18 protein-coding genes and 2 pseudogenes are annotated in these 25,558 nt (G+C 25.4%); 3 read left to right on the plus strand and 17 right to left on the minus strand.

The window, feature by feature from the left end:
- Nucleotides 1-70: 70 nt before the first annotated feature.
- The 3 genes from ACQRD5_RS07710 to ACQRD5_RS07720 form a co-directional block, all read right to left on the minus strand.
- The gene (locus tag ACQRD5_RS07710) at nt 71-3,367 is read right to left on the minus strand and encodes a ligand-binding sensor domain-containing protein (protein ID WP_291627773.1); all 3,297 of its coding nucleotides are present in this window, start codon (nt 3,365-3,367) and stop codon (nt 71-73) included.
- A 226-nt stretch (nt 3,368-3,593) separates the two neighbouring features.
- Nucleotides 3,594-4,460 carry a sensor histidine kinase gene (locus tag ACQRD5_RS07715; protein ID WP_427746667.1) on the minus strand — a complete coding sequence of 289 codons (867 nt, stop codon included), beginning with the start codon at nt 4,458-4,460 and terminating at the stop codon, nt 3,594-3,596.
- Nucleotides 4,461-4,928: 468 nt separating this feature from the next.
- The gene (locus ACQRD5_RS07720) at nt 4,929-5,639 is read right to left on the minus strand and encodes a LytTR family DNA-binding domain-containing protein (RefSeq protein WP_320900621.1); all 711 of its coding nucleotides are present in this window, start codon (nt 5,637-5,639) and stop codon (nt 4,929-4,931) included.
- Nucleotides 5,640-6,007: 368 nt separating this feature from the next.
- Between ACQRD5_RS07720 and ACQRD5_RS07725 the strand changes: the two genes are divergently transcribed.
- Both ACQRD5_RS07725 and ACQRD5_RS07730 read left to right on the plus strand, forming a co-directional pair.
- Nucleotides 6,008-6,718 carry a hypothetical protein gene (locus ACQRD5_RS07725; RefSeq protein WP_320900623.1) on the plus strand — a complete coding sequence of 237 codons (711 nt, stop codon included), beginning with the start codon at nt 6,008-6,010 and terminating at the stop codon, nt 6,716-6,718.
- A 21-nt stretch (nt 6,719-6,739) separates the two neighbouring features.
- Entirely contained in the window at nt 6,740-7,495 is a 756-nt protein-coding gene (locus ACQRD5_RS07730; protein WP_320900625.1) for a 3'-5' exonuclease, read from the plus strand.
- Between the two features lie 167 nt (nt 7,496-7,662).
- On the opposite strand, the gene mutT is transcribed toward ACQRD5_RS07730, so the two are convergent.
- Nucleotides 7,663-8,052, minus strand: coding sequence for an 8-oxo-dGTP diphosphatase MutT (gene mutT, locus ACQRD5_RS07735; RefSeq protein WP_320900627.1), 390 nt, complete (start codon nt 8,050-8,052; stop codon nt 7,663-7,665).
- Nucleotides 8,053-8,366: 314 nt separating this feature from the next.
- Here mutT and arr point away from each other — a divergent pair, with 314 nt between their 5' ends.
- Nucleotides 8,367-8,813: an NAD(+)--rifampin ADP-ribosyltransferase gene (gene arr, locus ACQRD5_RS07740; RefSeq protein WP_320900629.1), complete on the plus strand. Its 447-nt coding sequence runs from the start codon at nt 8,367-8,369 to the stop codon at nt 8,811-8,813.
- An 85-nt stretch (nt 8,814-8,898) separates the two neighbouring features.
- Here the strand turns inward: arr and ACQRD5_RS07745 are convergent, their stop codons facing one another.
- From ACQRD5_RS07745 to ACQRD5_RS07805, 13 genes and pseudogenes are all read right to left on the minus strand, one after another.
- A complete protein-coding gene (locus ACQRD5_RS07745) occupies nt 8,899-12,066 on the minus strand; it encodes a DUF3427 domain-containing protein (RefSeq protein WP_427746669.1) in 3,168 nt (1,055 codons plus the stop codon).
- A 199-nt stretch (nt 12,067-12,265) separates the two neighbouring features.
- On the minus strand, nt 12,266-12,928 hold the full coding sequence (locus ACQRD5_RS07750; RefSeq protein WP_320901948.1) for a hypothetical protein: 663 nt from the start codon (nt 12,926-12,928) through the stop codon (nt 12,266-12,268).
- Nucleotides 12,928-13,737: an ImmA/IrrE family metallo-endopeptidase gene (locus tag ACQRD5_RS07755; RefSeq protein WP_320901946.1), complete on the minus strand. Its 810-nt coding sequence runs from the start codon at nt 13,735-13,737 to the stop codon at nt 12,928-12,930. The genes ACQRD5_RS07750 and ACQRD5_RS07755 overlap by 1 nt, the downstream gene beginning before the upstream one ends.
- Complete coding sequence (locus ACQRD5_RS07760) at nt 13,721-14,077, minus strand: helix-turn-helix transcriptional regulator (protein ID WP_320901944.1); 357 nt, start codon at nt 14,075-14,077, stop codon at nt 13,721-13,723. The genes ACQRD5_RS07755 and ACQRD5_RS07760 overlap by 17 nt, the downstream gene beginning before the upstream one ends.
- Before the next feature lie 224 nt (nt 14,078-14,301).
- Nucleotides 14,302-14,910 (minus strand): NUMOD1 domain-containing DNA-binding protein, encoded by a 609-nt coding sequence (locus tag ACQRD5_RS07765; protein ID WP_320901942.1) that lies wholly within the window; start codon nt 14,908-14,910, stop codon nt 14,302-14,304.
- Nucleotides 14,911-15,117: pseudogene (locus tag ACQRD5_RS07770) on the minus strand (ATP-binding domain-containing protein); the annotation flags it as partial.
- A gap of 25 nt (nt 15,118-15,142) precedes the next feature.
- Nucleotides 15,143-17,077 (minus strand): annotated as a pseudogene (locus ACQRD5_RS07775) (UvrD-helicase domain-containing protein).
- A 124-nt stretch (nt 17,078-17,201) separates the two neighbouring features.
- On the minus strand, nt 17,202-17,921 hold the full coding sequence (locus ACQRD5_RS07780; protein ID WP_320901940.1) for a hypothetical protein: 720 nt from the start codon (nt 17,919-17,921) through the stop codon (nt 17,202-17,204).
- 67 nt (nt 17,922-17,988) lie between these two features.
- On the minus strand, nt 17,989-18,711 hold the full coding sequence (locus tag ACQRD5_RS07785; protein ID WP_320901938.1) for a SprT family zinc-dependent metalloprotease: 723 nt from the start codon (nt 18,709-18,711) through the stop codon (nt 17,989-17,991).
- Between the two features lie 10 nt (nt 18,712-18,721).
- The gene (locus tag ACQRD5_RS07790; RefSeq protein WP_320901936.1) at nt 18,722-21,820 is read right to left on the minus strand and encodes an HsdR family type I site-specific deoxyribonuclease; all 3,099 of its coding nucleotides are present in this window, start codon (nt 21,818-21,820) and stop codon (nt 18,722-18,724) included.
- A gap of 164 nt (nt 21,821-21,984) precedes the next feature.
- Entirely contained in the window at nt 21,985-23,268 is a 1,284-nt protein-coding gene (locus tag ACQRD5_RS07795) for a restriction endonuclease subunit S (RefSeq protein ID WP_320901934.1), read from the minus strand.
- A gap of 168 nt (nt 23,269-23,436) precedes the next feature.
- Nucleotides 23,437-24,969, minus strand: coding sequence for a type I restriction-modification system subunit M (locus tag ACQRD5_RS07800; RefSeq protein ID WP_320901932.1), 1,533 nt, complete (start codon nt 24,967-24,969; stop codon nt 23,437-23,439).
- A 15-nt stretch (nt 24,970-24,984) separates the two neighbouring features.
- The gene (locus tag ACQRD5_RS07805) at nt 24,985-25,551 is read right to left on the minus strand and encodes a restriction endonuclease subunit S (RefSeq protein ID WP_320901930.1); all 567 of its coding nucleotides are present in this window, start codon (nt 25,549-25,551) and stop codon (nt 24,985-24,987) included.
- Nucleotides 25,552-25,558: the final 7 nt, after the last annotated feature.

Consider the following 25,558-nt stretch of genomic DNA (forward strand, 5'->3'; position numbering starts at 1 on the left):
TCCAATTACTATAATCTATACTAAAATACACAATTTCTATATACATAATATTCTAATTATATATAACTTGTTAATCCATTAAAATATCTTTATCATTTAACGAATGAATTATCCCCTTATTAGAAAATTTCCTATCACATTCTTCTTCATATTTTTCTAATACATTAGGAAGTCCTATAGTAAAGCTACTACCTTTGTTAACTTCACTTTGAAGTTTAATATATCCACCATGAAGCTCAACTATATATTTAACAAGTGTAAGTCCAATACCACTACTAGTTGCCTTTATAGCTCCAGTACCTTCTACCTGTGAAAACCTCTTAAATATAAATTCTTGATCGCATTTTGATATTCCAATGCCTGTATCTTCTACAGTTATTTCAATATAATCTTTAACTTCCTTTATATATACTCTAATTTCTCCACCTTTTTTAGTGAACTTAACTGCATTTCCTAATAAGTTAATTATACATCTTTCTATTTCAGTTTCATCAAAGGATATTACCTTCTCTTCCATATCAGGATCAATTATAAGAGATAAACCTTTATCTTCTATATAATTACTCATATTAAGTGCAACTTCTTCAACTATATAAACAATATCATTATTCTTCTTATAAATTTTATATTTCCCAGTTTCTATCTTTGAACTATCTATAATATCATTAATTATCTTTAATAAATTTTTACAACTTTTATGCACAATCTCCATATACTCATTAATTTTTTCATGAGTAATATTTTTATTTTTATTAAGTAAATTTATTAATTGTACTGTAGATGCAATTACATTTATTGGTGTTCTAAGCTCATGAGATAAATTTACAAAATAATTATTTTTAAACTTTTCATTATTTATTAATTCTTTACTTAACTTTTTATTCTCTTCTAACTGTTTATTAAGTTTCATTGTTTTTTGATTTACTAAGTGTCGTAATATTTTAACATAATTAAATATATAAATAATAATTGCTAGTAATATTACAACATATATTATGTAAGCTAAAGGTGTTTTCCAAATAGGATTTTTTACCCTTATATTAATTTTTGTTTCTTTAGTTAATTCACCATGTCCATCTCTAGCTCTTATTTTTAAAGTATACCTTCCAGGTTCTAAAGATTTTAAATAGATTTCATTACTAGTATCAATATATATCCATCTTGAGTCAATTCCTTCAAGCATATATTCATAAGTTATATTATTTAAGCTTTCATAATTAGGTAGAAAATAATTAATGTATAAATTTTTATAATTGTAATCTAAAACAAGTTCTTTTCCATCATAGGAAACTCTATTATGCCCAACGAAAATATCTCCAATTACTACTTCATCTTTAAGCATCTTATAATCTACTATATCATTTGGATTAAAGTATGTAAGCCCTTCTGTACTACCAAATATCATTGTTCCATCTTTAAGCTTTAAACTTGAATTTAAATTAAATTGATATCCATATAAGCCATCCATTTTCGTATAGTTTACTATATTATCTTTTTTCACATCATACTTATTTAAGCCTTTATTAGTACTTATCCAAATATGATTGTTATCGTCAATTAATATTGAATTTATAAAATTATTAGTTAAACCTTCTGAAGTAGTGTAAGAAGTAAACTCTTCTGTATTTAAATTAAATTTACTAAGTCCTACATTTGTTCCTATCCATAAATTTCCTAAACCATCAAAGGTCATACAATTTATATAGTTGTTTATTAAAGAAGTTTCTTTTGAAGGATCATTTATATATCTTTCTATAACTCCTTTTTCTTTGTGAAATTTAATTAACCCAATTTCAATTCCACCTAACCAAAGAATATCTTTATCTTCATTATCTTGTAAAATGTAATTTATTACTCCTGGATTTATTCCAAGTTCCCTCAGACTTTCACTATAATAAGTTCTTTTATCTTTATCTATATTGTAAGAATAAAAATCATTTGTTGTTGCTAGCCATACTTCATTTTCATCGCTGTATAAATAATTTAGTTCTGAAGAATAATCCTCTCCGATAATTATTTTTGTATATGAATTATTTACTGTATCTAAAGCTATCATTTCTTTATTAGTTACTAAAACCATATATCTATTGTGTATTTTAAACATAGTTTTTATATATCTATCACTTAAACTAAAGCTATTTTCCTCGTATAGCCAAGTATTTAAATTACCACTATCTGCTTCATATATATATACTCCGTTGAATTTAGTAGCAATCCATATATTGTCATTATGCTGTAGTATAGATACTATATTCTGATTATCTTTACTAATATAATTAAATGTAGCTTTATCATTTAATATATTAGCTCCCTTATCTGTTCCAATCCAGATAGTTCCATTAGAATCTTCAAAAAAGCAGGTTATAACACTACTAGAAATTGAATTATTAATAGTTATATTCTTTCTATATACATTAAAGTTACCTTTATCTATTGAATACTTTATTGCACCACTACTTGTAGATAACCAAACATTATTTTTACTATCATTTAAAATAAAATTGTTATAAAAATTAACTTTATTATCTTTAAAATCATAAATAGTAGTTGCAGTATTTTCTTTTATATTATACTTTTTAACTACTTCACTATTAATTATATATAGATATTCCATTTTATCTTCTTTTATATTCGTTATAATGATACCTTGTTTAGTAGATATCCACATATTGCCTAATTCATCTTTTGATATATAGTTAATAAATAATTTATCATTTTTTTTATTATTAATTATTACAGAATTTTCATCTATTATATTTATTCCTAATTTAGTTCCCACCCACAGATTGTTATCTTCACCTTCTTCTAAACATGTTATTGCTGAACTAGTTAAGGTATTAGGATCACTTGGGTCGTTATAAAATGCTTCAATTGTTTCATCCTTTATATTAATCTTAATTAAACCATTTTCTGTACCTACCCACATAATATTTTCTTCAAAAGTACTCTTTAATAGTGATGTTATCTTTAAATTACCTAAGTTATATTTATCATCTATATCTTTCATTCTTATAATAGTATCTGTATCTCTAACTAAGAAATCTAATCCGTTATCAGTTCCTATCCAAAGGTTACCTTTGCAGTCTTCCTCTATAGCTGTTATATATGTTGAACTTAAAGTATTCTCATCTTCAACATTACAGTTATATATTTTTATTATTTCACCATCATATCTATTAAGGCCATCTTTTGTGCCTATCCACATATATCCCTTGCTATCTTGAAATATAGTTGTTACATATTCATTTGAAAGGCCATCACTAATAGATATACTTTCAAACTTAGAATCCTTTAGGATTTCTGCATATGGTTTTATAGGAATTAAAATAAATATTAAAATAAATATTATTAATCTTTTCAGTCTCATGTCATTAGCCCTCATAAAGTAAATTTACTTCGTATAAATACTTCTATATTTTTATTTTACTTTAATTATCTTAATGAAATTCATTTCTGTCGTAAAATGTATTTTTTTGTAGTCTAATTGTATTTTCAATTACTTTATTTAAAGTTTATTATAAAAAATTTTTCACAGGGTAATATTTTATAAATTTCTAGAAAATAAAAAAGATACTGCTATAAAAACAGTATCCTTAACTTATTTTCTTATCTTGTTGCATCATTACATATGTAGTAAATATATTATTTTTATGATGTCTATTAACATACCCTTTATATTTTTTTACTATGTTATCTACTTGAACTAAACCAATTCCATTCATATAACTATTCTTTGATGATATAAATTTACCATCTATTTTATTTACATAGCCACTACTAGTATTATTACTTATCTTAATAACTAATATATTTTTTTCTGATGCTATTTTTAAATTAATAAATCTATAGTCCTTAATGTTATCACAAGCTTCAATAGAATTATCAAGCAGATTACCAAGTATAGTACAGATATCTACACTAGAAACTTTTATATCTGAATTTATTTTTAAATTCAAGCTTATTTTTATATTTTTCCCTTCGGCAGCTTTAATTTTACTTACTAATATAGAATTTATTGCTATATTATCTGTATATATATTTTTATCTAACTTACTAATACTACTATCTATTTCTTCTATATATGAAATAACATCTTCTTTAGTACTTACTTGTAATAGAGCTGAAATCATACTGATGTGATTCCTAAAGTCATGTTTCCAACCAATCATTTCAGTGTACATATCTATAATTTCCTTATCATGAATTTTACGATCTAAATCCATTTTTAATATGAACTTTTCTTCCATTTCCTTTGAAAATATATTTAATATATATATTGACAATACTTGTATACTGCATAAAATAAATAAAATGGTTATAGTATCCTTATTCACTGTATTTATATTTACTATTAATGCTCTTTCTATAATGAATATTAATATATGATTAAAAAGTAATATAGCTGCAACTATATATAATGTTATATCTTTTATGTATTTTATAAAATTTATATTATTCAAAAAGGAGCATATAAGTACAAATTGAAATAATCTGATAAATAATACTACTATAACTCTTTTGTAATTAGTATATAGAAACATCTCGGAAAAGGTTATATTAAATGACATTGAAACTATAATGTATATTATAAAAGAACTTACTACCATTATAGTAATATATAAAGAAGATAAAAAAAGCTTTTCTGATACCCTGCCTTTTCTAAATAAAAGAGGATATATTGTTAATAAGCTATAATAAAAAAGCATAAATCTAATTATTTTAATTCCACTCATGTGAATAAATACTTTATTGATGTTTATTGTTGACATTGAAGCATAAAAAATAATCATTATTATTGTAAATACTTTGCTGTATTTCTTAATTTTAGGTTCCATTATTGTATTAAAAAAGTATATTATCATAATTGAACTTAGTAAGTTACTTATTCCTTCTAATACATGTAAAATTATCATAAACTATTTCAATCCTTATTCACAAATATAATTTATAAAAGTATCATTAACTTCTTTATATTTTCCTCTACTTATAGGTATTTTTACTCCATTTTCTAATAATACATTATTTTTTATTATTGATTTAATATATCTTACATTTACTATATAAGATCTATGGCATCTAATAAAATATTCACTTGGCAAAATCTTTTCTATCTCACCTATATTCTTTCTTATAGTAATTTTTTCAGTACTTGTATGAATATCTATATATGGAGAAAACATTATAAAGTACTGTATTTCATTATAATCTAATTTTATAACTTTTTTACCTGCCTCTAAAACTAGTGAAGAATCTTCTTCTTCACTGCTAATCCTATCTAATGTGCTATTTAAACAGTAATATAAATCTTTTACCTTAATAGGCTTTATTAAATATTGTAATGCACGAACTTTATAACCATGTAATGCATATTTAAAAAATCCTGTTACAAATACAATATCTATATTTTTATTTTTTTCTCTTATTATATTAGACAATTCAATTCCTGACATTTTACTTAACTTTATATCTAAAAATATAATGTCGTATTTAGCATAATCTGACCATTCAAATAAAAATGATTCTGCATTTGTAAAATTATCAATTGATATTTCAATATCTTTTTCCTTAGCCCATTTTTTAATGTAATTATTAAGTAAATTAATTTGTACAACTTGATCTTCACATATAGCTACCTTCATAATATAAGCATTCCTCCTTATACTAGATTTTTTTCTTACTACCATTAACTTTGTAATTTATTCTAAACAATTACTATTATTTTAATAATATAACTTTCTATACCAAATTGTATCTACCCAAAATTCACTAATTATTATACTAAATGTTTCTTATTTTTCAATAATATATAGAAAAATGTTTCATTCATTATAAATAACACAAAAAAGTAGCACTAAATATTATAAATTAATATTTAGTGCTACTTTTTTGTATTTTTCTTAACAATTTTGTGAAGAATGATACTGTTAATAATCTGTTAAGCTATTATAAGAGTTTTATAAAGTTTTATATCCCTTAACAAATAGGAATATTATATTCGGAGGTAGTTATGAAAAAAATAAGAATATTATTAATTTTACTCCTATCTATCTTTTTAGTATCTTGCGGTAAAGCCACCATTACTACTGAAACTACAATAGCAAATGACAGTATTTCCAAAATTAAAATCATTTTAAGTTATGATTCATTAGTTAAAGATAAATTAGGAGACAATATTATAAAGGATAAAATAAGTTCTTATTTAGTAGTTAAATCATCATATAATAACGAAACTAACCTGTATGTTGATGAATTAGTTTTATCTAGAGAGGTTATTAATTATCTATTATCAAGTAGTAAACTAAAAGACTATCTATCAATAGAAACCTATAAATCAACTTCTTTATTTAAAAACATATACACTTTTGATATAAAATTCCTTTCTGATTTATCTTCTCTTGTTGATAGTGATTTATCAGCATATTTACCATCTCCTTCAGATAGTAATTTATCTGCATACTTAAGGTATATACCATTTAGCAATAAGATTATTATACCTGGTAAAATATTATCATCAAATTCTAATAATGTAATAAATGAAGATACCTTAGAATGGACCTACACGTTAGATAAAATTAATAGTGATACAAATTTAGAATTTGAATATGAAGCTTATAGTATTTTTAGAATAATGTTATTTATTTTAATTATAATAGTTTTAATTGTTGTTATTATTTATTTAATAAAAAGAAATAAATCAACAGGTAACTCTAAAAATTAAATTCCCCATAAGGTGGTATATATGATGAAGTATATTATATTTGATTTAGAATTTAATCAAAGTTCTAATAAAGAAGATAGGATTGCTCAGTTACCCTTTGAAATAATACAAATTGGAGGGTTAAAACTTGATGAAGATTTTAAAACTATTTCAACATTTAATGAATTAGTAAAGACTACTGTTTATAAAAATATTCTTCCCTATATTCAAGATCTGACAAAGATTACTGACGAAATGGTTTCTTCTGCCAAAGAATTTACTGATATTTATTATGACTTTATGAATTTTATTGGAAAAGAAGATATAACATTTATTGTTTGGGGGATTGTAGACTTAACAGAATTATATAAAAACATTATTTACTTTAATCTCCCTACTGAAAATCTCCCTAAACATTATATAGATATTCAAGATTATGCTAGTAAACATTTTAAAGTTCCAGGTGGAAAAAGGATTGGACTAAAAAATGCACTAGATTTTCTAAATATAAATATAAGTTGTGAATTTCATAATGCTTTTAATGATGCTTACTATACAGCTGAGGTATTTAAAAAATTATATAATGATTCAATAGAGCCGAAAGTTTATACTCATACACCTATTAGAATAAAATCAGAGCCTAAAAAGATAGTTGATTATAATGCCTTAATTCTTCAAATTGAAAAAATGTATAATAAAAAATTAACCTCTGAAGAAATCAGCATGATAAAATTAGCATACAATATGGGTAAAACTAATCAATTTCTTATACATATAGAGAAAGAAACACAAAACTAAATAGATGTACTTTTGCTAGAAAAACTAGTTAAGCAAGACCACTTATTAAGAAAAACAGATAATTTTTTACTATTATTTAATAAAAAGAAAAACCTATACTAGTACATAAATTGCTAGTATAAGTTTTTCTTTATTTCCAAGTTTATATTAATAAATCATCGTAACACTTAATTAATAACTCCTAATATCTTTTCAACTACCTCAACATCTGCAGGTACCCAATCTTGTGATTGTAACTCATCTAATGAAACCCACTTTGCATCATTGTGTGCATTTAAGTTAAGAGTTCCACCACATATTTCACAAGTAAAACAATGCGTAGTTAAATGAAAACTTGTATAATCATACTCTACTGTTGTAAAATACTCTAAATTATTTATATCTAGTTCTAGTTCTTCCTTAATTTCTCTTATTAATGCCTCTTCTTTTGTTTCTCCTACTTCTATTTTTCCACCTGGAAACTCCCACATATCTTGAAATTCTCCATAGCTTCTGCGAGTTATAAATATCTTATCTTCCTTTTTTATTATAGCTGCAACTACCTCTATTGATTTCATATTTTCTACATTCCTCTTTAATTCTTCTATTTTGCATTAACACTAAACATATAAACCTGTTACTTTATTTTCTTTTATAAAAAATAAAGTAACATGATATTTAACATATATCACATCACTAAAAAAATCATAACTTACTTATATTAGTAAACTTATCTTTCCACCTTAATTATATCATGTAAAAAATATAAAATATAGACTTATGTTTCCATTTTTCCTATGATAAGATGATGTAAATATAATTAGCAAACATGACTTTTAAAAATAGTAACCTACCTATTAATTATATTATTCTAGTAAAAAGGAGAATTTATATGAGTATTGAAAACAAAACCTCTACCAAATCTAAATTAGATAAAATATTAGATAAGGGACCTTTTTATCACGGAACAAAAGCTAACCTTAAAATAGGAGATTTAATTAAAATAGGATTTTCATCTAATTATGGCAAAGGTAAAAAAGCTAATTTTGTTTATATGACAGCAACTTTGGAGGCAGCAATTTTGGGAGCAGAACTAGCAGTTGGTGATGGCAGTGAAAGAATATATATTGTTGAACCTACTGGAGAATTTGAAGATGATCCTAATTTAACTAATAAAAAGTTTCCTGGAAATCCTACACGTTCTTATCGTACATCCTTTCCACTAAAAGTAATTGGAGAAATAACTAAATGGAAGGGGCATTCACCAGAAGAACTTAAAATTATGAAGGATAATTTAAATAAACTAAAAGAACAGGGAATTGAAGCTATTAATGAGTAATTTAATTATTTATTTTATTTTTATATTGAAAAAACTCTAAGGAATTTAATTTTCACTTAGAGTTTTTTTAATATGAATTACTTTATTAAATCACTATAGATTTATTTGCTTTATTTATTAGCTTAGCAGGAATCTCTTCATGTAGCTCCCAAACAAAGCTTATTGGTTTATTTCCAATATGACTTCTATATTCACATGTTCCTAAAAAAGTAAATGGTGATGTTAGCCCATCTCTTTCCTTATATTCTCTCACAAAAAGAGCTATCTTATTGTTAGTTGACCTGTGATTAATATATCTTTGTGCAGTTGTACTTTCAACTGAAGTTCTTGATTGTGTTTGCCAATGGAAGAGCTTTTCATTTATAGCATAATCCTCATATAGTGTTGAAGGTGAAAAATCCTTATCACTTTTATTTAATGTAATAAAGAAGATATCTGTCTTCTTATCTTCAAAGTACTTAACCCCTTCTCTAAAGGATGGCTTTTTATATTCATTATAATAACCAAAGGCAGCCATTATTACATCTGTTGTATAATCACAATGTAAATCTAAAGGACATTCATAGCCTAAATCTACTTTTTTATCTACAAATTCAAGATGTTTATAATTATAAGTTAATATCTCACAAACTTCCTTCATCATAGTTTTATTATTAAATAATTTATTAATTCCTTCTTTTAAGGAAGCTAATCCTACTTTCTTAGGTACATCACTATAAAAAATATAATACAGCATATTAAGCATTAAAGCTTCTTCTTTATTAAATTCAACATTATTTATATTACTATTATTCTTTATTAAGTTAATCATAAACTCTATAAATCTTCTTGAGTTTATGAATAATATATTATATAGCTTCTTTGTTATTTCTTCTTCATTGCTATCATTAAAATCTACACTTACATCTGCTAAGACACACATTCTATAAAAGCTTCTATCTCTAGTTTTTCCATAAAAATCTACTAAAGATAAGTTATGATATTCTAAAAAGTTTTCTAAAGTTAATTCTAAAGCTGTATCATCTTTAAAAGTTCTAAGCTTATTAATTAAGTTTACTTTTGAGTTAGTTGCAGATTTTATATTTCTTAATATATATTCCTTAGCTTCCTTTTCTAATTGAATATAGCACCCCTTAGGTAAAGTTAAAAATCCATTTTCAATATAATCTTTAACAGATCTATTACTTCTTCCAATTAAAGCTCTAAACTTATCTTCAAAACTATAATTTTTATGTGCTTGACCTACAAAATCTAAAACAGTTAAACATTCTTTATCTTCATGTAATCTTAAACCTCTTCCAAGCTGTTGTAAAAATACAGTTAAGCTTTCTGTTGGCCTTAAAAATAATATTGTATTGATTTCTGGAATATCCACACCTTCATTATATAAATCTACAACAAAGATAAATTTAATTTCTTTATTTACTAATCTTTTCTTAGCTTCTGCTCTTTCCTCTTTCTTACTTTCATCAGTTAATGCTATAGAAGGAATTCCAAGTTCATTAAATCTTTTAGACATAAAATTAGCATGTTCTTTACTTACACAAAAGCCTAATCCTATAACATCATCAATATCTGTAACATATTTATATAAAGCAGTTATTATTTCTCTTACCCTTATATCATTTCCTGTATAAACATTGCTTAACTCACTTATACTATATCCTTTTCTTTGCCATTTTAAAGTTGATAAATCTACAGAATCAGATACAGCAAAATATTGAAAGGGACTTAATAGCTTTCTATCAATAGCTTCTGGTAATCTTATTTCTCCAGAAATTCTATCTTCAAAATATTTAAATATATCCTTATTGTCAGCTCTTTCTGGAGTTGCTGTTAATCCAAGTAAAACCTTAGGCTTATAATAACTTAATAATCTTTGATAAGATGGAGCTGCTGCATGATGAAATTCATCTACTATAATAAAATCATAATAATCCTCTGTAGTTATTTCACATAAATCTTTACTATTAAAACTTTGAATAGACACAAATAAATGTTCTAAACTATTTGGAACATTACCACCTACCATTAAATCACCAAAGTTATTATCCTTAAGTATTGCTCTAAAGGTATCTCTTGCTTGCTTAAGAATTTCTTCTCTGTGGACTACAAATAATAATCTATTTGGTTGCTTCTTATTTTCTTTGCAGAAATTCTTATAATCAAAAGCTGAAATTACTGTTTTACCTACTCCAGTTGCTGCAATAACAAGGTTTTTATTTTTATTAAATAATTCTCTTTCAACCTTTAACTTATCTAATATCTCCTTTTGATAAGAATAAGGTCTTATATCAAAGGAAAAGTTGAATTCTTCTTCATCACTTTTCTTTTCTTTATTTAATGATCTCTTTAATAAATTTTTATCATCTTCAGTTCCTAAATAAGATATAAATTCTCCATCATTCCAATAACTTTCAAAGGTAGCTTCAAACTTCTTTATAATATCAAAGGAATCCTGCTCTGTTATTTTTATATTCCATTCCAAACCAGAAGTTAAAGCAGCATTAGAAAGATTAGAAGAACCAATATATGCAGTAGTGAAGCCTGTATCTCTTTTAAACATATAAGCCTTTGCATGAAGCCTTGTTCTTTCTGTATCATAAGATATCTTAATTTCTGTGTTTGGTAACTTACTTAATTCATCTATTGCTTTTACATCAGTAGCTCCCATATAAGAAGTTGTAATTACTCTTAATTTTTTCCCAGCCATTGTAGCTTCTTTAAGACTATCAATTATACATCTAAGTCCACTCCACTTTATAAATGAAACTAATAAATCTATAGAATCAGAAGTTAATATCTCCTTATTTAATTCTCCAAGCATATTAGGCTCTAAGGAAGCCCCTGTAAATAAAGAACTTTGAGATAAAGGAGTTACAGGCCTTACTATCTTTTCCTTCTTTAAAGCCTTTTTATTATTAACCTTACTATATAAAGCATTAAGAATTTCTCCATTTTTATCTATTTCATACTTCTTAATATCCTCTTCATTTGACACTTCACTTAATATGTTAATAATGTTATTACAAGCTTCTATTTGCTTTAATAGCTTATCACTATCTTCTTTTTCTTTGTCTCTTATATAATTTAAAGCTTTTCTAATTACTTTAGATATATATTGAGAAAGAATTGTTTTTGCTTCTGTATTATCTATTTTGCTTTTATCTATAATATATTTTTTATTTTCTAAATCTTTAAGTTGTTCTTGTATTTCAGTATTTATTACTTGCTCATATAAACCTTGCTTCAATAAATTCACCACCAATTTTATTTATGATATTACTTTTATTTTATCATATTTGTATCATTATATATATTTTGTATCCTACTAAACTAATCTATAATAAAAATTACTTATATAAAAAACCCTAAGTAAAATATACTTAGAGTCTATAAAAATCATCAATCTCTCATTAGATTTTGAAATCATCACTGTCATACTACTATTACTAAATTTTCTTTAAGTAATCTCTTAATCCCAACATTTTGCTATTTAAATTAATATTTCTTTTATTACAATATTCAGAAATCCATTTTATATCTCTATTGGTTCCATACTTTCTACTAAATCTTTTTAAAACCTCTGATAATTTCCTCTTAAAATTCATTGGAAATTCTGTCATGCTTGATTTATTTACATCTTCAAAACTTCTATGTAATTCTTCTATAGTTATTTCAGAATTTAAAAATTTTATGAATAAAAGTTCATAAAATGCAAAAGGAATAACACCTTCTATAATCTCTTTTACAAGTGATTGGTGGGGTCCAAAATCTTTTGTATCATCAGATACAAAAGCTGCTATTCCCATTACCTTTGCTAAAGCAACAGCTTGAAGTTCACCTTGATCAAATAAATACTGATTACTTTCCTTATAATCTTCAAATAATCCTTTTATCCCCATGGAGATTAAATCTTTATTAGCAATCACCTTAACCATACCAGCTTCAATATCTTTTTTGAATTCTTCGTACACAAGTACAGATTTCCTTTTCATTTCTTTCTCAAAAAGAAAATCATATATATATAATTTTTCAAATGATGAATAGAGTAATTCCTTTTTTCCACTTTTATATAAGTGTATTACTATATCAGTATCTAAAGAAGCATCCATTATTCTAATTCCTCAAATATATCATCTAAATCGATATCTTTCTCTTTTTCACTTTCTTTTTTGAACACTTCAGCATCTATATTTAAAAGATTTAAAGCCTTTTGAAGACTAGAATAAGGTATATAGTCATTATTATAATTACTTGTAACATATTCTAAATATTGTGCAGGAACACTAATAACTTCTGAAGCTATTAATAGTTTTTCATCTGCATTTAACATTTTGAATAAAGCTTTTGATTTTAAGATATTTTTCTCATTAAATAAACTATACATATGACTATCTGTTATAAATAATAAATCTTTTAATCTTTTAACTACTGCATTATAACTAACGTTGAATTCTATTTGAATTCTTACTACATCTAAAGCATTTAACTCATCTTTTTCTTTTTTAAGTTCATACTTTATATACTCTTCTAATTTATTTTCAGGCATTAAAAAACAGTTTGCAAAATAAAATGCTCTCTCTTCACAAATATCTTCCTTTGATTCATATGATTCCAAATCTATTTTAAGTTCTTGGTTTAAATCCTCAAAATCAAAAATTATATGTCCAAGTTCATGTGCAATAGTAAATATCTCTCTTGCAAGTATCTCAGATGAATTAGAGACTATTACTTTTTTTCCTTCATAAACTGTGGAAAATCCTAAAATAACATCTTTCCCAAAAGGATATCTTATATGGTGTATTCCCTTTTGTTCAATCAAACTAAAAATATCCTTAACTCCATAAGTCTGTACATTATTCTCTTGTCTTATTTCCATAGCTTTTTTTTCTATATCACGCTTATTAATCCTCAAGGCCATCACGCATCCTCATTTGATAATAAAGTTTTTCATGTGAATGAAAAACTTTTAATATTTCTTCAATTTTCGAAACTGATTCTGCTACTTCTACAGAATTGTTTTTTTCTCTAAACAATGTAGTTAAACCTTTTTTTTCTTCTTCTATGCTTGTTATATCATAAGTAGAAACACCCAGTATCTTTGCAATGTCTTTTATCATAACAAATGAAATATCAATTTGTCCGTTCTCTAACCTAGAATACCTCTGTCTAGTAGTATCTAAGGCTTCTGCCATTTGCTCCTGACTTATTTTACGCATCATTCTAAGCTCTTTTATTCTAACACCCAATGCATAACTCATCAAAACCACTCCTTTGTATTAAATATATAACATTAAAATATAAAAATCAATCTATATAGTTATAAATATGCTCCATTTAATAAATTTTATACTTTATTCTAAAAATTTTTATATATTTAAAAACATTCAGATCTTATTTGTAAATTTATATATTTATTCTGTTAAGGAAAGGTAGATCTTCTCTTTTCCAATACATCATTAATAAAGTTTATATTTTTTCTTGTTTATTTCTTTGAATCTTTCTTTATACAATCTTTTATTTTAGATGTAAAACTACCAAATGATCCTAAATTTAATTTTAGCAACAATGCAACAATGGTTTTAGTACTTACTCCAAGATCATCTGCTAAATCCTTACAACTTATAAAGTTAGGTATTTCACTTATATTTTTAAATATATATTCATATACCTCTAATTGTTTTCCTGTAATTCTTGTTTTTTTACTTTCTATATCTTTAATTAGCTTTTCTAAATGACTTACATTAGATTTGCTTTCTAATGTTGCACTAACTTCATCTAAAGTTTTTCTATCTTCATTTACATTATTTTTTTCTGGTATTAAAAAAATTCCTTCTTCTTCAAAAAGCTTATTTATATCTTCTAATCCATCTAACTTCTTCATAAACTCAGTTAACTTAGATATACTTTCTATTGAATTTACATAATTTATATACTCTTTAGGTAACTCCCCAAAACCATCAGTTAAAGTTGTTATTATTATACTCTTTATTTTCTCATTCATATCATTAGTGAATAATTTAAACTTACTATCCCATAAACTATTGTTAATACTTGTTATAAAACTATCTCTACTTTCAGTATAAATCTCCAATTCATGTAATGCTCTAGTTGCTGCAATATAAAGTAATCTTCTATCTTCTTCATTATTTTCATATTCATTAGCATTAACAATAATAACATAATCGAATTCTAAACCTTTACTTAATCTAGCTGATAAAATATTTATCCCTTTGTCATATTTACAATATTCATTATCTATTAAATTAATAGGCTTATCATTTACTAATTCAGATAATTCATTATAGTATTCTCTAGAGGAAACTTCATTTTTTTAATATTACTGCTATATTTTTATCTTTATCTATTTTACTATTAATATTATTTGCTATAGCTTTAATTGTACTTTGCTTGTCCATGTTAAGATAAACCTTAGGCTTTTCTGTTTCCCTATTGAAAGCAACTGGTATGGATTCCTTACTAATAAAATATTTTTCTAAAATTGCATTAGCATATTTAGTAATTGACTTAGAATTTCTAAAACTCTTATTAAGACAATAACTTTCAAAGTATGTGTATTTCTTAAACATTTCATTAATTTCATCTAATGATACAGTGCTTTTGTTAAAATTAATTCTTTGATTGAAATCCCCTACTAAAGTAAATGATCTAGTTAATCCCTCTATAACAGCTATCTCTATATAACTTAAATCTTGACACTCGTCTATTACTATATGTCTATACTTATTTTTATTTTCATTTAGTTTATAATATAAATATGTTATAGGTATATAATCTAAATCGTTTAAAGAATTTTCTAAAATATCACTTATAATAATATCTATATCACTTTTATTAATAATATCTCTCCCTAGAGTATTAAGTAAATCCCTATTCTTTAATAAATTTTCATATGCATTCACTACATCTATATTACCTATATTATTTATATATCCATTGATAATAGCAGAGCATTGCTTTCTTAACCGCTTAATTCTTATTTATTGTTCTTGTCTCGTTAATTTTAATACTTCATTATATATTACTGGACTTTTATTGTACTTTTGTAATATTTCCATATTAGACTTATATCTTTTTTCTATTATTTTAATATATTCTTCTACCTTTTCTTTTAAATACTTTTCTAAGTGTTCTTTAAATCTTTTAACTCTATCATTTAATTTATAAATTTCATATTGTTTGCACCAAATAGAATTTATATCATTACTACTTATCAATTCAAAGTTATCTATTACTATATCATCTTTTGGAATAAAATTATCTTCTATATGTTTAACGTAATTATCTAAAACTAATTTAAATGACTTACTTGTTTTAATTTGTGAAGCTTTTCTACTTCTTTCATTAGTTATGATATTTTTATTTTCTATTTTTCTTTCTAAAACCACTTCTGCAAATTCTTTAAATGTAAACTGCTTTACATTAAAATCACTTCCCAATTCTGTTAATATATTAGAAGTATATCCTTGAAATATCTTATTAGGGGAAATAACTAGCAATTCCTCTTCCTGTAATTTGTAATTATAAGCTAAGTATGCTAATCTATGAAACGCTACAGAACTCTTACCGCTTCCAGCGCATCCTTGTACTATTATATTTTTTTCTATTGGTAGCCTAATTATTTTATTTTGATCTTTTTGAACTGTTTCAATAATTACACCTAATTTTTCAGTTTTACTATGTTCTATTTTATCCTTAACAAATTTTTCTTCATCTTCTTCAGTAATATTAGTATAGCTGTAAACGTCTTTAATCTTACTTTTAACAATTGTTATTTTTCTTTTTGTTTTAATATCCCCATCTAAAAAAATTTCTTTTCCTGATTTTTCAGCAATATATTTATGCTTATATTCACCACTATTATAAGCTTCATATACATCAGCAATTGGAGCAGCCCAACTATATATTATTGGTTCTCCATTAATATCTATACCTTTTCTTCCTATATAAACGATTTCTTTTTCGTTATCTTTTTTATATTCAATATCTAATCTACCGAAATAGGGCTCATCTATTGAGCTCATTAATTTTTCTTTATCTTTTAATGCTTTATTATATTTATTTTGATCTACTTTTTGATAAGTATTTATATCCTGTAATAAATATTCTTTAATTACTTTATCATTATTATTGATTTCATTCTTCATTAGTGAAAGTTTACTATCTAATATTTTACTTTCCTCTTCTATTAATTTCTTTTTTATATCCACCCTAACCCCAATACTCCTTTCTAACACCATTATATATAATATTATACACTATTCCTTTACTTAATGCTGTCTATACCTATTTTACTTACATATAAATATAAAAATTACTTCAAAAGCTAAATCTAATAGTCCTTGAAGTAATACTTTTATATTTTTAATGTAAATCTGAATAATCTGCTTTTAAAAATATTTTATAATCACTCAAACTTATATTATATTTGTTTAACATCTTAATTAACAGATTTCTAATTCTATTGGCACTAAGATTCGTTTCAATATAAATATTAGCATCTTCTATACCTCTAGCTACAATCATAGTTGGTAATTTCACTCTAGAAAAATAAATTCTCTTTTTCCCATTCATTTTAGGATTATCCACAAAACTTCTAATTATATCTGGATCCTTTTTAGCTAAATAATTTATTGTTTTTATTAATGCACTTTTCCAGTCCTTTACCTCTATCCTATTTCCCTCAATTTTAATAGCACATGGTCTTTTATGAGTTAAATCTTCATATAGATTATGTTCTACTTCTGTATCTACCAAATAATCACTATAATTAGGAGTCCCTCTTTCATTAATTTCTTCTGTATCATCAATAATATTTGCTGCTATACTTTTTTCATCAATTAATGAATCTAATTCTATTATTGCTTCTTGAATTTTATTAGAAATTGAGTTTAATTCTTCACTACTCAAACTTAATTCAGAAGCTCTTTTATAATTTTTATTTTTATATGATGAAATTACTCTATCGCCAATCTTATCTATAGCACTATCTATTGAAGCTGATAATAAGTCCATAGCTTCTCTTATATCACTAATAGAATTTGGAACTTCTTTTGCTAAAAACTCAAATGCTTTTAAATCCATAGTTTACCCCATCCCCTTATTAGTATTTGCTTTACCTTATCAATAACTTACACTAAATAAATAATTATTATAATATCATTATTATCTCTTCATCTAATATTTTTTTTCGTTCCTTCCAATCAGGCATTAATGTAAATAAAAAATCATAAAACTCATTATTATGTTCTTTATAAATCATATGGACCAATTCATGAAGTATTACATATTTAATGCAGTATTTAGGTGCTTTTATTAAATCTCTATTAAGTATTATAGTATTTTTTTGAGGTATGCATGATCCCCATCTAGTTTTCATTTTTCTAGTTTTTATCTTAACTTGTGGAACATTATATTTACTTATTATTGGGTAAATTTCATTATATAGTCTATTAAATATATATTTGCTTTTTGTATCAAACCAATTATTCAACAACTCTTCTTTCCTTTTATAATTACTCTTATCTTTTACATATAAATAAATATAACCTCTCAAATACTTAACATATTCCTCTTTAGATTCCACTACTCTTAATCTATATTGTTTTCCTAAATACTTAATGCTTTCTCCACTAACTAACTCTTTTTCTTGTTTTTCCTTAACTTCATGAGCCTTAAAATATTTGACTTGTTTAATTATCCAGCTTGCTTTTCTTGATATGAAACCTTCAATAAATTCCAAAGGTACTTCTTTTTTGGCTGTTACAACCACATCCCCATTAACCCTGATATTTAAATTTACATTCTTTACTTTTTTTCTCTCTACTTTAAACTTTATTATATCTTCACCATAGGCTACTTCGTATGTGTTCATTCTTAATCACCTAATACCTTTTTAATGCAATAGTTTTAACTCTTTCAATTATTTTATCAATATCATCGAAAGGTATTTCAATTCCAGTTCTATTAGTATATTCATATAAAATATCATCTATTTCTTGAGCTATTTTATTATGAACATCTATATTGTCATGCCAATCAACTTTGCTATTTTCTTTTATTACATCATCTATTTCAACAGATAAAGTTGCTAAATCATCTGAAGCTCCATATTCGATACCACTCTCTTTAATTACTTCATTCACTACTCCATAGAAAGCTTGTGCATTTTCATTATATTTTATTGTATCTGGATAGTTAGTATCATCCTTCTTTTCCCTATACTTTTTCATTATATCTTCCATATTACTTAAGTAATCAGCTTCTGATATTCTTTTATTCTTATAGTCTTCTAAAACTTTCTCAATTCTTTCAGAAAACTTTTTATAGTAAACAGGATTTTCTTCCCATTTCTCACTAATGCTTTTTCCAAGTCTTGTTCTAATAGTATCAGCTTTTGACCTCTTATTATCTATTCTTTTTACTTCCTCATCAAAAGCCTTCTCATCTAAAATATCTACTGGCTTAGTAATTCTCATCATACCTTCTGCAGCTATATAATTATCTATAAGTTTTTGCATTCTAGCTTCATATTCTTTATGGTCAATAGTATCTGAGTATCTTCTTTTTACTGACTCTCTTAACTTTTGATAAAATTTAAATATTTTTTTATGATTGTCTATTTCCTCTTTACCTAAAGAGTTATATATTTTTTCTGATTCTAATGCTATAGATAAGTTTCTTCCATAATTACTTAAAATATCATAAAACTCTTCTCTTAATTTATCATCAGCTAGGAATACTTCAAATTCTTCCATATCATCTTTGTTTTTTATACTAATAAAGAAGCTTACAAGTTCACTATAGTATTGTCTTAAATTACCTATTATCACGATAACATCATGTATAGCTCCTTTTAAATCTTTTCCTTCAAAATTTTCAAGACCTGAGCCACTATACATCTCCATAGCATCATCTAGTTTTTTTATCAATCCTCTATAATCAATAATATATCCATAATCTTTTCCTTCATATAGTCGATTAACTCTAGCTATAGCTTGAAGTAATGTATGTTCTTTCATTTCCTTATCAATATAAAGAATAGCTGCTCTTGGAGCATCAAAACCTGTTAGTAATTTATCTACAACTATTAATATATCTATATCACCATGTATAAATTCTTCTTTTAATGTCTCTTCATAGCTTACAGGATCTCCATATTTTTTCATCATTTCATTCCAGAAGTTAATTATTATATCATCAACTGGTCCATCTATAGAATCATGTCCTTCTCTCCTATCTGGTGGTGACATTACTACTCCAACATTTAAATCATTAAGGTCTTCAAAAGCTCTTAAATATTTAATTGCTTCTGTTCTACTATTAGTAGCAAGCATAGCTGTAAAAGGCGAATCTTGACTTTTATAGTTATTCATAAAATGCTCATTTATATCAAAAGCTATTAGACTTATTCTTTGATCACTTGATGCAACTTTCTCAAATTGGCTCCACTTTTTCATTACTATATCTTTTTGAGTATCATTTAAATTTCTTGTAATAATATCAAGTTGTAAATCAATAGCCTTCTTATTAACAGTTTGTTCTACCATTTTCCCTTCATATAAAAGTGGTACAATAGCTTTATCATCAACACCATCAGCTATAGTGTATTTATGAATTAACTTGTTTCCAAATTTCTTCACAGTACTTTTTTGCTTTTTCATAAGTGGCGTACCTGTAAATCCCAAATAGCAAGCATTAGGAAATACATTTTTCATTTTTATGTTTAATTCTTTATACTGACTTCTATGTGATTCATCTACAAGAACAAAAATATCTCTAGTTTCAAGTTTAGTTCCTTTGTTTGAAGCTGTATCAAATTTATGAACCAACGTTGTTATTATATCTGCTTCATCATCTTCTATTAACTTTATTAAGTGATTACCTGTTGCTGCTTTTATTGCTTTTAATCTTGTATGATTAAATGTTCTATTTATTTGCTTGTCTAAATCTACTCTATCTGTAACAACTATAACCTTAGGATTTAATTTACTAAGTTCACTTAAAATATATTTAGCAACCATAACCATAGTTAATGATTTTCCTGAACCTTGTGTATGCCAAATAACCCCTGACTGTCTATTTCCGAATTGATCTTTTTCTTCTATGGTCTTCATTATTTCTTTTACAGCAAAATATTGTTGATATCTGCATATCTTCTTTACGTCTTTATCAAATAAAATAAAATACTTAATTAACTCTATTACTCTTTGAGGATTGAATAATGATATAATATTTTTATCTTGGTTAGTAGGTATCCTTCCAATTACAGCTTTACTTAGTTCTTCTTCTATCCAAGCATTATCTTGTTCCTTCCAAACACTCCAGAACTTTTTAGGCGTACTACATGTAGCATATTTAGTTTCATTTTTATTAGTAGCCATAACTATTTGTATAAACTTGAATAACTGTGGAATATATTCTTTCTTTTGATTTCTAATCATTTGGCTAATGCCTTGTTCAATTGAAATAGAACAACTCTTACATTCAATTACACCAAAAGGAATTCCATTAATAAATAAAACTAAATCCGGTCTAGCAGTATTTTTCCCATCTTCACTTTCAACAGTAAATTCTTCTACAACATAGAAATCATTATTCTCTATATTATGCCAATCAATAAAATTAATAGTAAAACTTCGCTTAGTTCCATCCTCTAAAGTTTCCGGGTAACTTCTTCCTAAAAGCAGTGTGTTAAATATTTTTTCATTTGTCTTAACTAATCCATCAATTAATAATTCATCTAAATCATTTATTGCAGAATTAATATTCTTTTCACTAAACTTGTACTTTTTCCCTTTATAATCAAATGAGTTTAATTCATTTAACTTAGCTTTTAGTATTGATTTTAACAATACATTATAAAGATTACCTCTTAAGCTCTCTGCATACTTAGAATCTATATTTATATAACCTAGCTTTTCTAAAACTTCTATTGCAGGTTTTTGACTTATATTAATTTCATCAAACTTCTTATTATCCATATCTTCTCCCCATAAGTAAGAATCCAAACTTTGGTTTGGTTATTCTAACTTACTTCTCATAAAATGAGAAGTTTCCTTTAAATTATTTCCTATATATTAAATTTAAAATCTATCTATAAAAGTTAAAACAGATAATATTGATATTATTAATTGTTTTAACTTAGTTAGTCACATTTAACTCTAACTATTCCTGTTAATAGTAACTGCATAAGACCCTTCTTCTGTTCTTTTAATAGTTTAATTTCTTTTTTTAATAAATTTATTTCTCTAGAACTTACATCTAATATTTTTCCTATTTCTTTCTGCTCTTCAATAGTTGGCAATTTTACTTTAGTTGATAATAATCCCTTCAAATCTAGATTTCTTCTTACAACACTCGCCCCTTGCTCAGAATTTAAGCTATATAAATTCATCATATAAGTACTTTTAACAAAATATTTCATAAAACTTACATCAATAAATTCTTCATTTAAATAAAACACCTTACATGCTGGAGACACTATTCCAACTTCATAATTATCAAGAATATCAATGCTTCCCATCCATAAATTCATAGTACTAAATACTAAATTATTTTTTCTTACTACCTTATATCCAATATTATCCTCACTTGCAATTTGTCTATTAAAGTATTCACTTTGAAGAAAAACACCATCTTTAGTTACTGATAATATATCATACTGATTATTTATAGTACTTCGTTCTTTGGATTCCTCAATTAATTTATCTAGTCTAACCTTATTCCATTCTTCATTAAATCCCTTTAATCTAACTTTCCCTGTTAATAATCTTTCTAGCATACCTTTTTTTTGCTTTTTCTTTTCTTGTAGAAGTTTTTCTTTTAATTCTATAGCTTTATCCCAACACTCTATTACCAATAAAATTTCTTTTTGCTCATTTATCGGAGGTAAACTTAATTGCAACTTTTTTAAACTTTCTAAGTCAATTCCTTTAACTGTTGATCCACCCCCTGCATACTCTATTTGCTCCGCTTTTGACTTATACCAGTACATCAAGTACTTTACATCCAACATATTTTCATTTGGATAGATAGCTTTTAAATCTTGATTTATAGCCATAGGAACTGTATTGATAAATCCCCTTCCCAACCCCATTCTCGTAGATATAATGAATTTATCTCTATCAATTAACTTCGCACTACTATTACTTATAGCCTCCTCAGTAATATACTCTATAGTATCACTTTTATAGTTTAAATCTTTTAAATCTTTAACAGTTGCCCATGGTATATTACCTGTATAATAATCAGCAAATTCTCTTGATGGAGTTCCTCCACCAACAATTTTATTTACTACTTCACCTAATTTTACATAACTCCAATCACTTGGAAAAATATCTTTCTTGTATTTATTATATCCTTTAGGTTTACTCCCTGTTTTTATAAGTTTTATCTTCTCTATAATCTCAATATTCATCATCATCACCATCTTTCTTTATTCTTCTCTTTTTATCTATGTTACTTTAGCACTCTTTTCTCACGTTAATAAATCCTTTATCATTGTTCACCTTAGTTCTTCTATTGTTTTCTTAAAATTACTGTATTAACTAATTTCCTTGTTGCATTGCTGTATCTCTGACATACACACCTCCAAATATTAATTTAATCCTAACTCTTCTAAGTATCTTGCCATTTGCTTTTCAACTTCCTCAAGTTCTGCTTTAATATTTAATATATTTTTTGATACAGCATCCATATCAACCATTTCTTCTTCTTCAAATGTATCAACATATCTTGGAATGTTTAAATTGTAATCATTATCTTTAACCTCTTCAATAGAGGCTACATAACTATACTTATCTACAGTTTCATAATTATCATAAACGCTTTCAATTTCTTTTAAATCTTCTTCTCTTAATTTATTTTGATTCTTACCTTTTTCATAATGCCCTTCTCCTGAAGCATCAATAAATAATATATCATTTCTAGTTCTATTCTTTTTAAATATTAATATTACAGCTGGTATTCCTGTTCCATAGAATAAGTTTTCTGGTAGTCCTATTACTGCATCAAGTAAATTTAAATCTATTATTTGTTTTCTTATTTTACCTTCACTAGCACCTCTAAATAATACTCCATGTGGTAGAACAACACCCATTCTGCCTTCTTCAGCTAAGGAATATAACATATGTTGAATAAATGCAAAATCACCTTTACTTGATGGTGGTACTCCCCATTCAAATCTTCTATATGGATCTAAAGCACTTTCCATTTTAAATTTTTTGTCATCTGCTTCTGCTCCTGCAAATCCCATAGCCCATTTATCTAAGGAGAATGGAGGATTAGCTACAACAACTTGAAACTTCATTAACTTTCCGTCTTCTAAATGAAGTGGATTAGCTAATGTATCACCATTTTCAATCTTCGCATCATCTATACCATGTAAGAACATATTCATCTTACAAAGAGCTTGTGTTTGACCATTTCTCTCTTGACCATAAATTTGTACTTTTCCACTTGTAACTTTCTTAGAAGCTCTAATTAAAAGAGAACCAGATCCACATGTTGGATCGTAAATTCTATCATTTTCTTGTGGTTTAACTAATCTTGAAAGTAATTCTGAAACCATTGAAGGAGTAAAGAACTCTCCCCCCTTCTTACCAGCATCAGATGCAAATTGAGCTATCATATATTCATAAGCATCACCAATAACATCATTTCCATCTAACATACTTGGTCTTAAGTCTAAATTTTTAAAATCATTTAAAAGTGTTTTTAATATTGCATTTCTATCAGCTTCTCTTCCTAAAATAACTTCTGAATTAAAATCTATGTTTCTAAAAACTCCTCTTAGCTTTGATTTGTTAGTTTCTTCAATATGTTCTAGAGCTTTATTAATTATTTCTCCTATATTATTTAAATTTCTTTCTTCATATAAATAATCAAAAGTTGATTTTTCATCTAATATAAATCTTTCTCTGCTTAAAGCTCTTTTAATTCTTTCTTCATTGCCATTATATTTTTCTGAGTATTCTTCATAATGTTCTTTATATACATCACTTAAATACTTAATGAATAACATAACTAATATATAATCTTTATATAAAGATGAGTCTATTTTCCCTCTAAATGTATCAGCCGCCCTCCATAGAGTTGCATTAATTTGTTCTTGTGTAGTTTTTGATATCATGATATTCCTCCAAATTTATTCAAACATTTTTTTCATAATTGCTTTATGGAATTTTTCCTTTTCTTTCATTAATTCCATTAATAATTTCTTTTCTTTTATAACCAATGAATTCATCTTAATAATATTTTTTTGTTTTTCTATTGTAAATTTAGGTATATTTATATCTTTAAAGGTACTAGTTTTCACCATAGGAATTGCACTTCCTATGGTATCTGCCGCAAGTTGCCTTTTACATTTTTCACTATTTAAAAATATAGCTATAAATTCAGTTAATATGTTATCACTCTTATTTCTAATAATGGCAAACAATGATGGAATGACCATATTCTCTAATTCCTTTGTAATATATACTGCTGTATTAGGAGAACTTAATCTTATAATAACATCCCCTTCTTTAGTTAAATATTGCTCGTTAATTCTATCTTCACTTATAAAATCATCTAAATAATCGTCCTCTATATATCCATTTTCATTAAAGCTTTTTAACGTAAGGAGTTCATATCCGAACCCCTCATTACCTGAAGCTTTTTTTCTTGCTAATACTAATCCTGTACTAACATCTGCAATTTTATCTAACCTCAAATTATCA

It is taken from the genome of Clostridium sp. SGI.024 (genome assembly GCF_050315195.1).
Taxonomy (GTDB): Bacteria; Bacillota; Clostridia; order Clostridiales; family Clostridiaceae; genus Clostridium.

What these genes read in the sequence shown, in the direction of transcription:
- ACQRD5_RS07790 (WP_320901936.1), bottom strand. Translation starts at nt 21,820, where the DNA reads ATGGATAATAAGAAGTTTGATGAAATTAATATAAGTCAAAAACCTGCA.
- ACQRD5_RS07755 (WP_320901946.1), bottom strand. Translation starts at nt 13,737, where the DNA reads ATGGCCTTGAGGATTAATAAGCGTGATATAGAAAAAAAAGCTATGGAA.
- ACQRD5_RS07800 (WP_320901932.1), bottom strand. Translation starts at nt 24,969, where the DNA reads ATGATATCAAAAACTACACAAGAACAAATTAATGCAACTCTATGGAGG.
- ACQRD5_RS07710 (WP_291627773.1), bottom strand. Translation starts at nt 3,367, where the DNA reads ATGAGACTGAAAAGATTAATAATATTTATTTTAATATTTATTTTAATT.
- ACQRD5_RS07730 (WP_320900625.1), top strand. Translation starts at nt 6,740, where the DNA reads ATGATGAAGTATATTATATTTGATTTAGAATTTAATCAAAGTTCTAAT.
- ACQRD5_RS07760 (WP_320901944.1), bottom strand. Translation starts at nt 14,077, where the DNA reads ATGAGTTATGCATTGGGTGTTAGAATAAAAGAGCTTAGAATGATGCGT.
- mutT (WP_320900627.1), bottom strand. Translation starts at nt 8,052, where the DNA reads ATGAAATCAATAGAGGTAGTTGCAGCTATAATAAAAAAGGAAGATAAG.
- ACQRD5_RS07750 (WP_320901948.1), bottom strand. Translation starts at nt 12,928, where the DNA reads ATGGATGCTTCTTTAGATACTGATATAGTAATACACTTATATAAAAGT.
- ACQRD5_RS07725 (WP_320900623.1), top strand. Translation starts at nt 6,008, where the DNA reads ATGAAAAAAATAAGAATATTATTAATTTTACTCCTATCTATCTTTTTA.
- ACQRD5_RS07785 (WP_320901938.1), bottom strand. Translation starts at nt 18,711, where the DNA reads ATGAACACATACGAAGTAGCCTATGGTGAAGATATAATAAAGTTTAAA.
- ACQRD5_RS07795 (WP_320901934.1), bottom strand. Translation starts at nt 23,268, where the DNA reads ATGGTGATGATGATGAATATTGAGATTATAGAGAAGATAAAACTTATA.
- ACQRD5_RS07780 (WP_320901940.1), bottom strand. Translation starts at nt 17,921, where the DNA reads ATGGATTTAAAAGCATTTGAGTTTTTAGCAAAAGAAGTTCCAAATTCT.
- arr (WP_320900629.1), top strand. Translation starts at nt 8,367, where the DNA reads ATGAGTATTGAAAACAAAACCTCTACCAAATCTAAATTAGATAAAATA.
- ACQRD5_RS07720 (WP_320900621.1), bottom strand. Translation starts at nt 5,639, where the DNA reads ATGAAGGTAGCTATATGTGAAGATCAAGTTGTACAAATTAATTTACTT.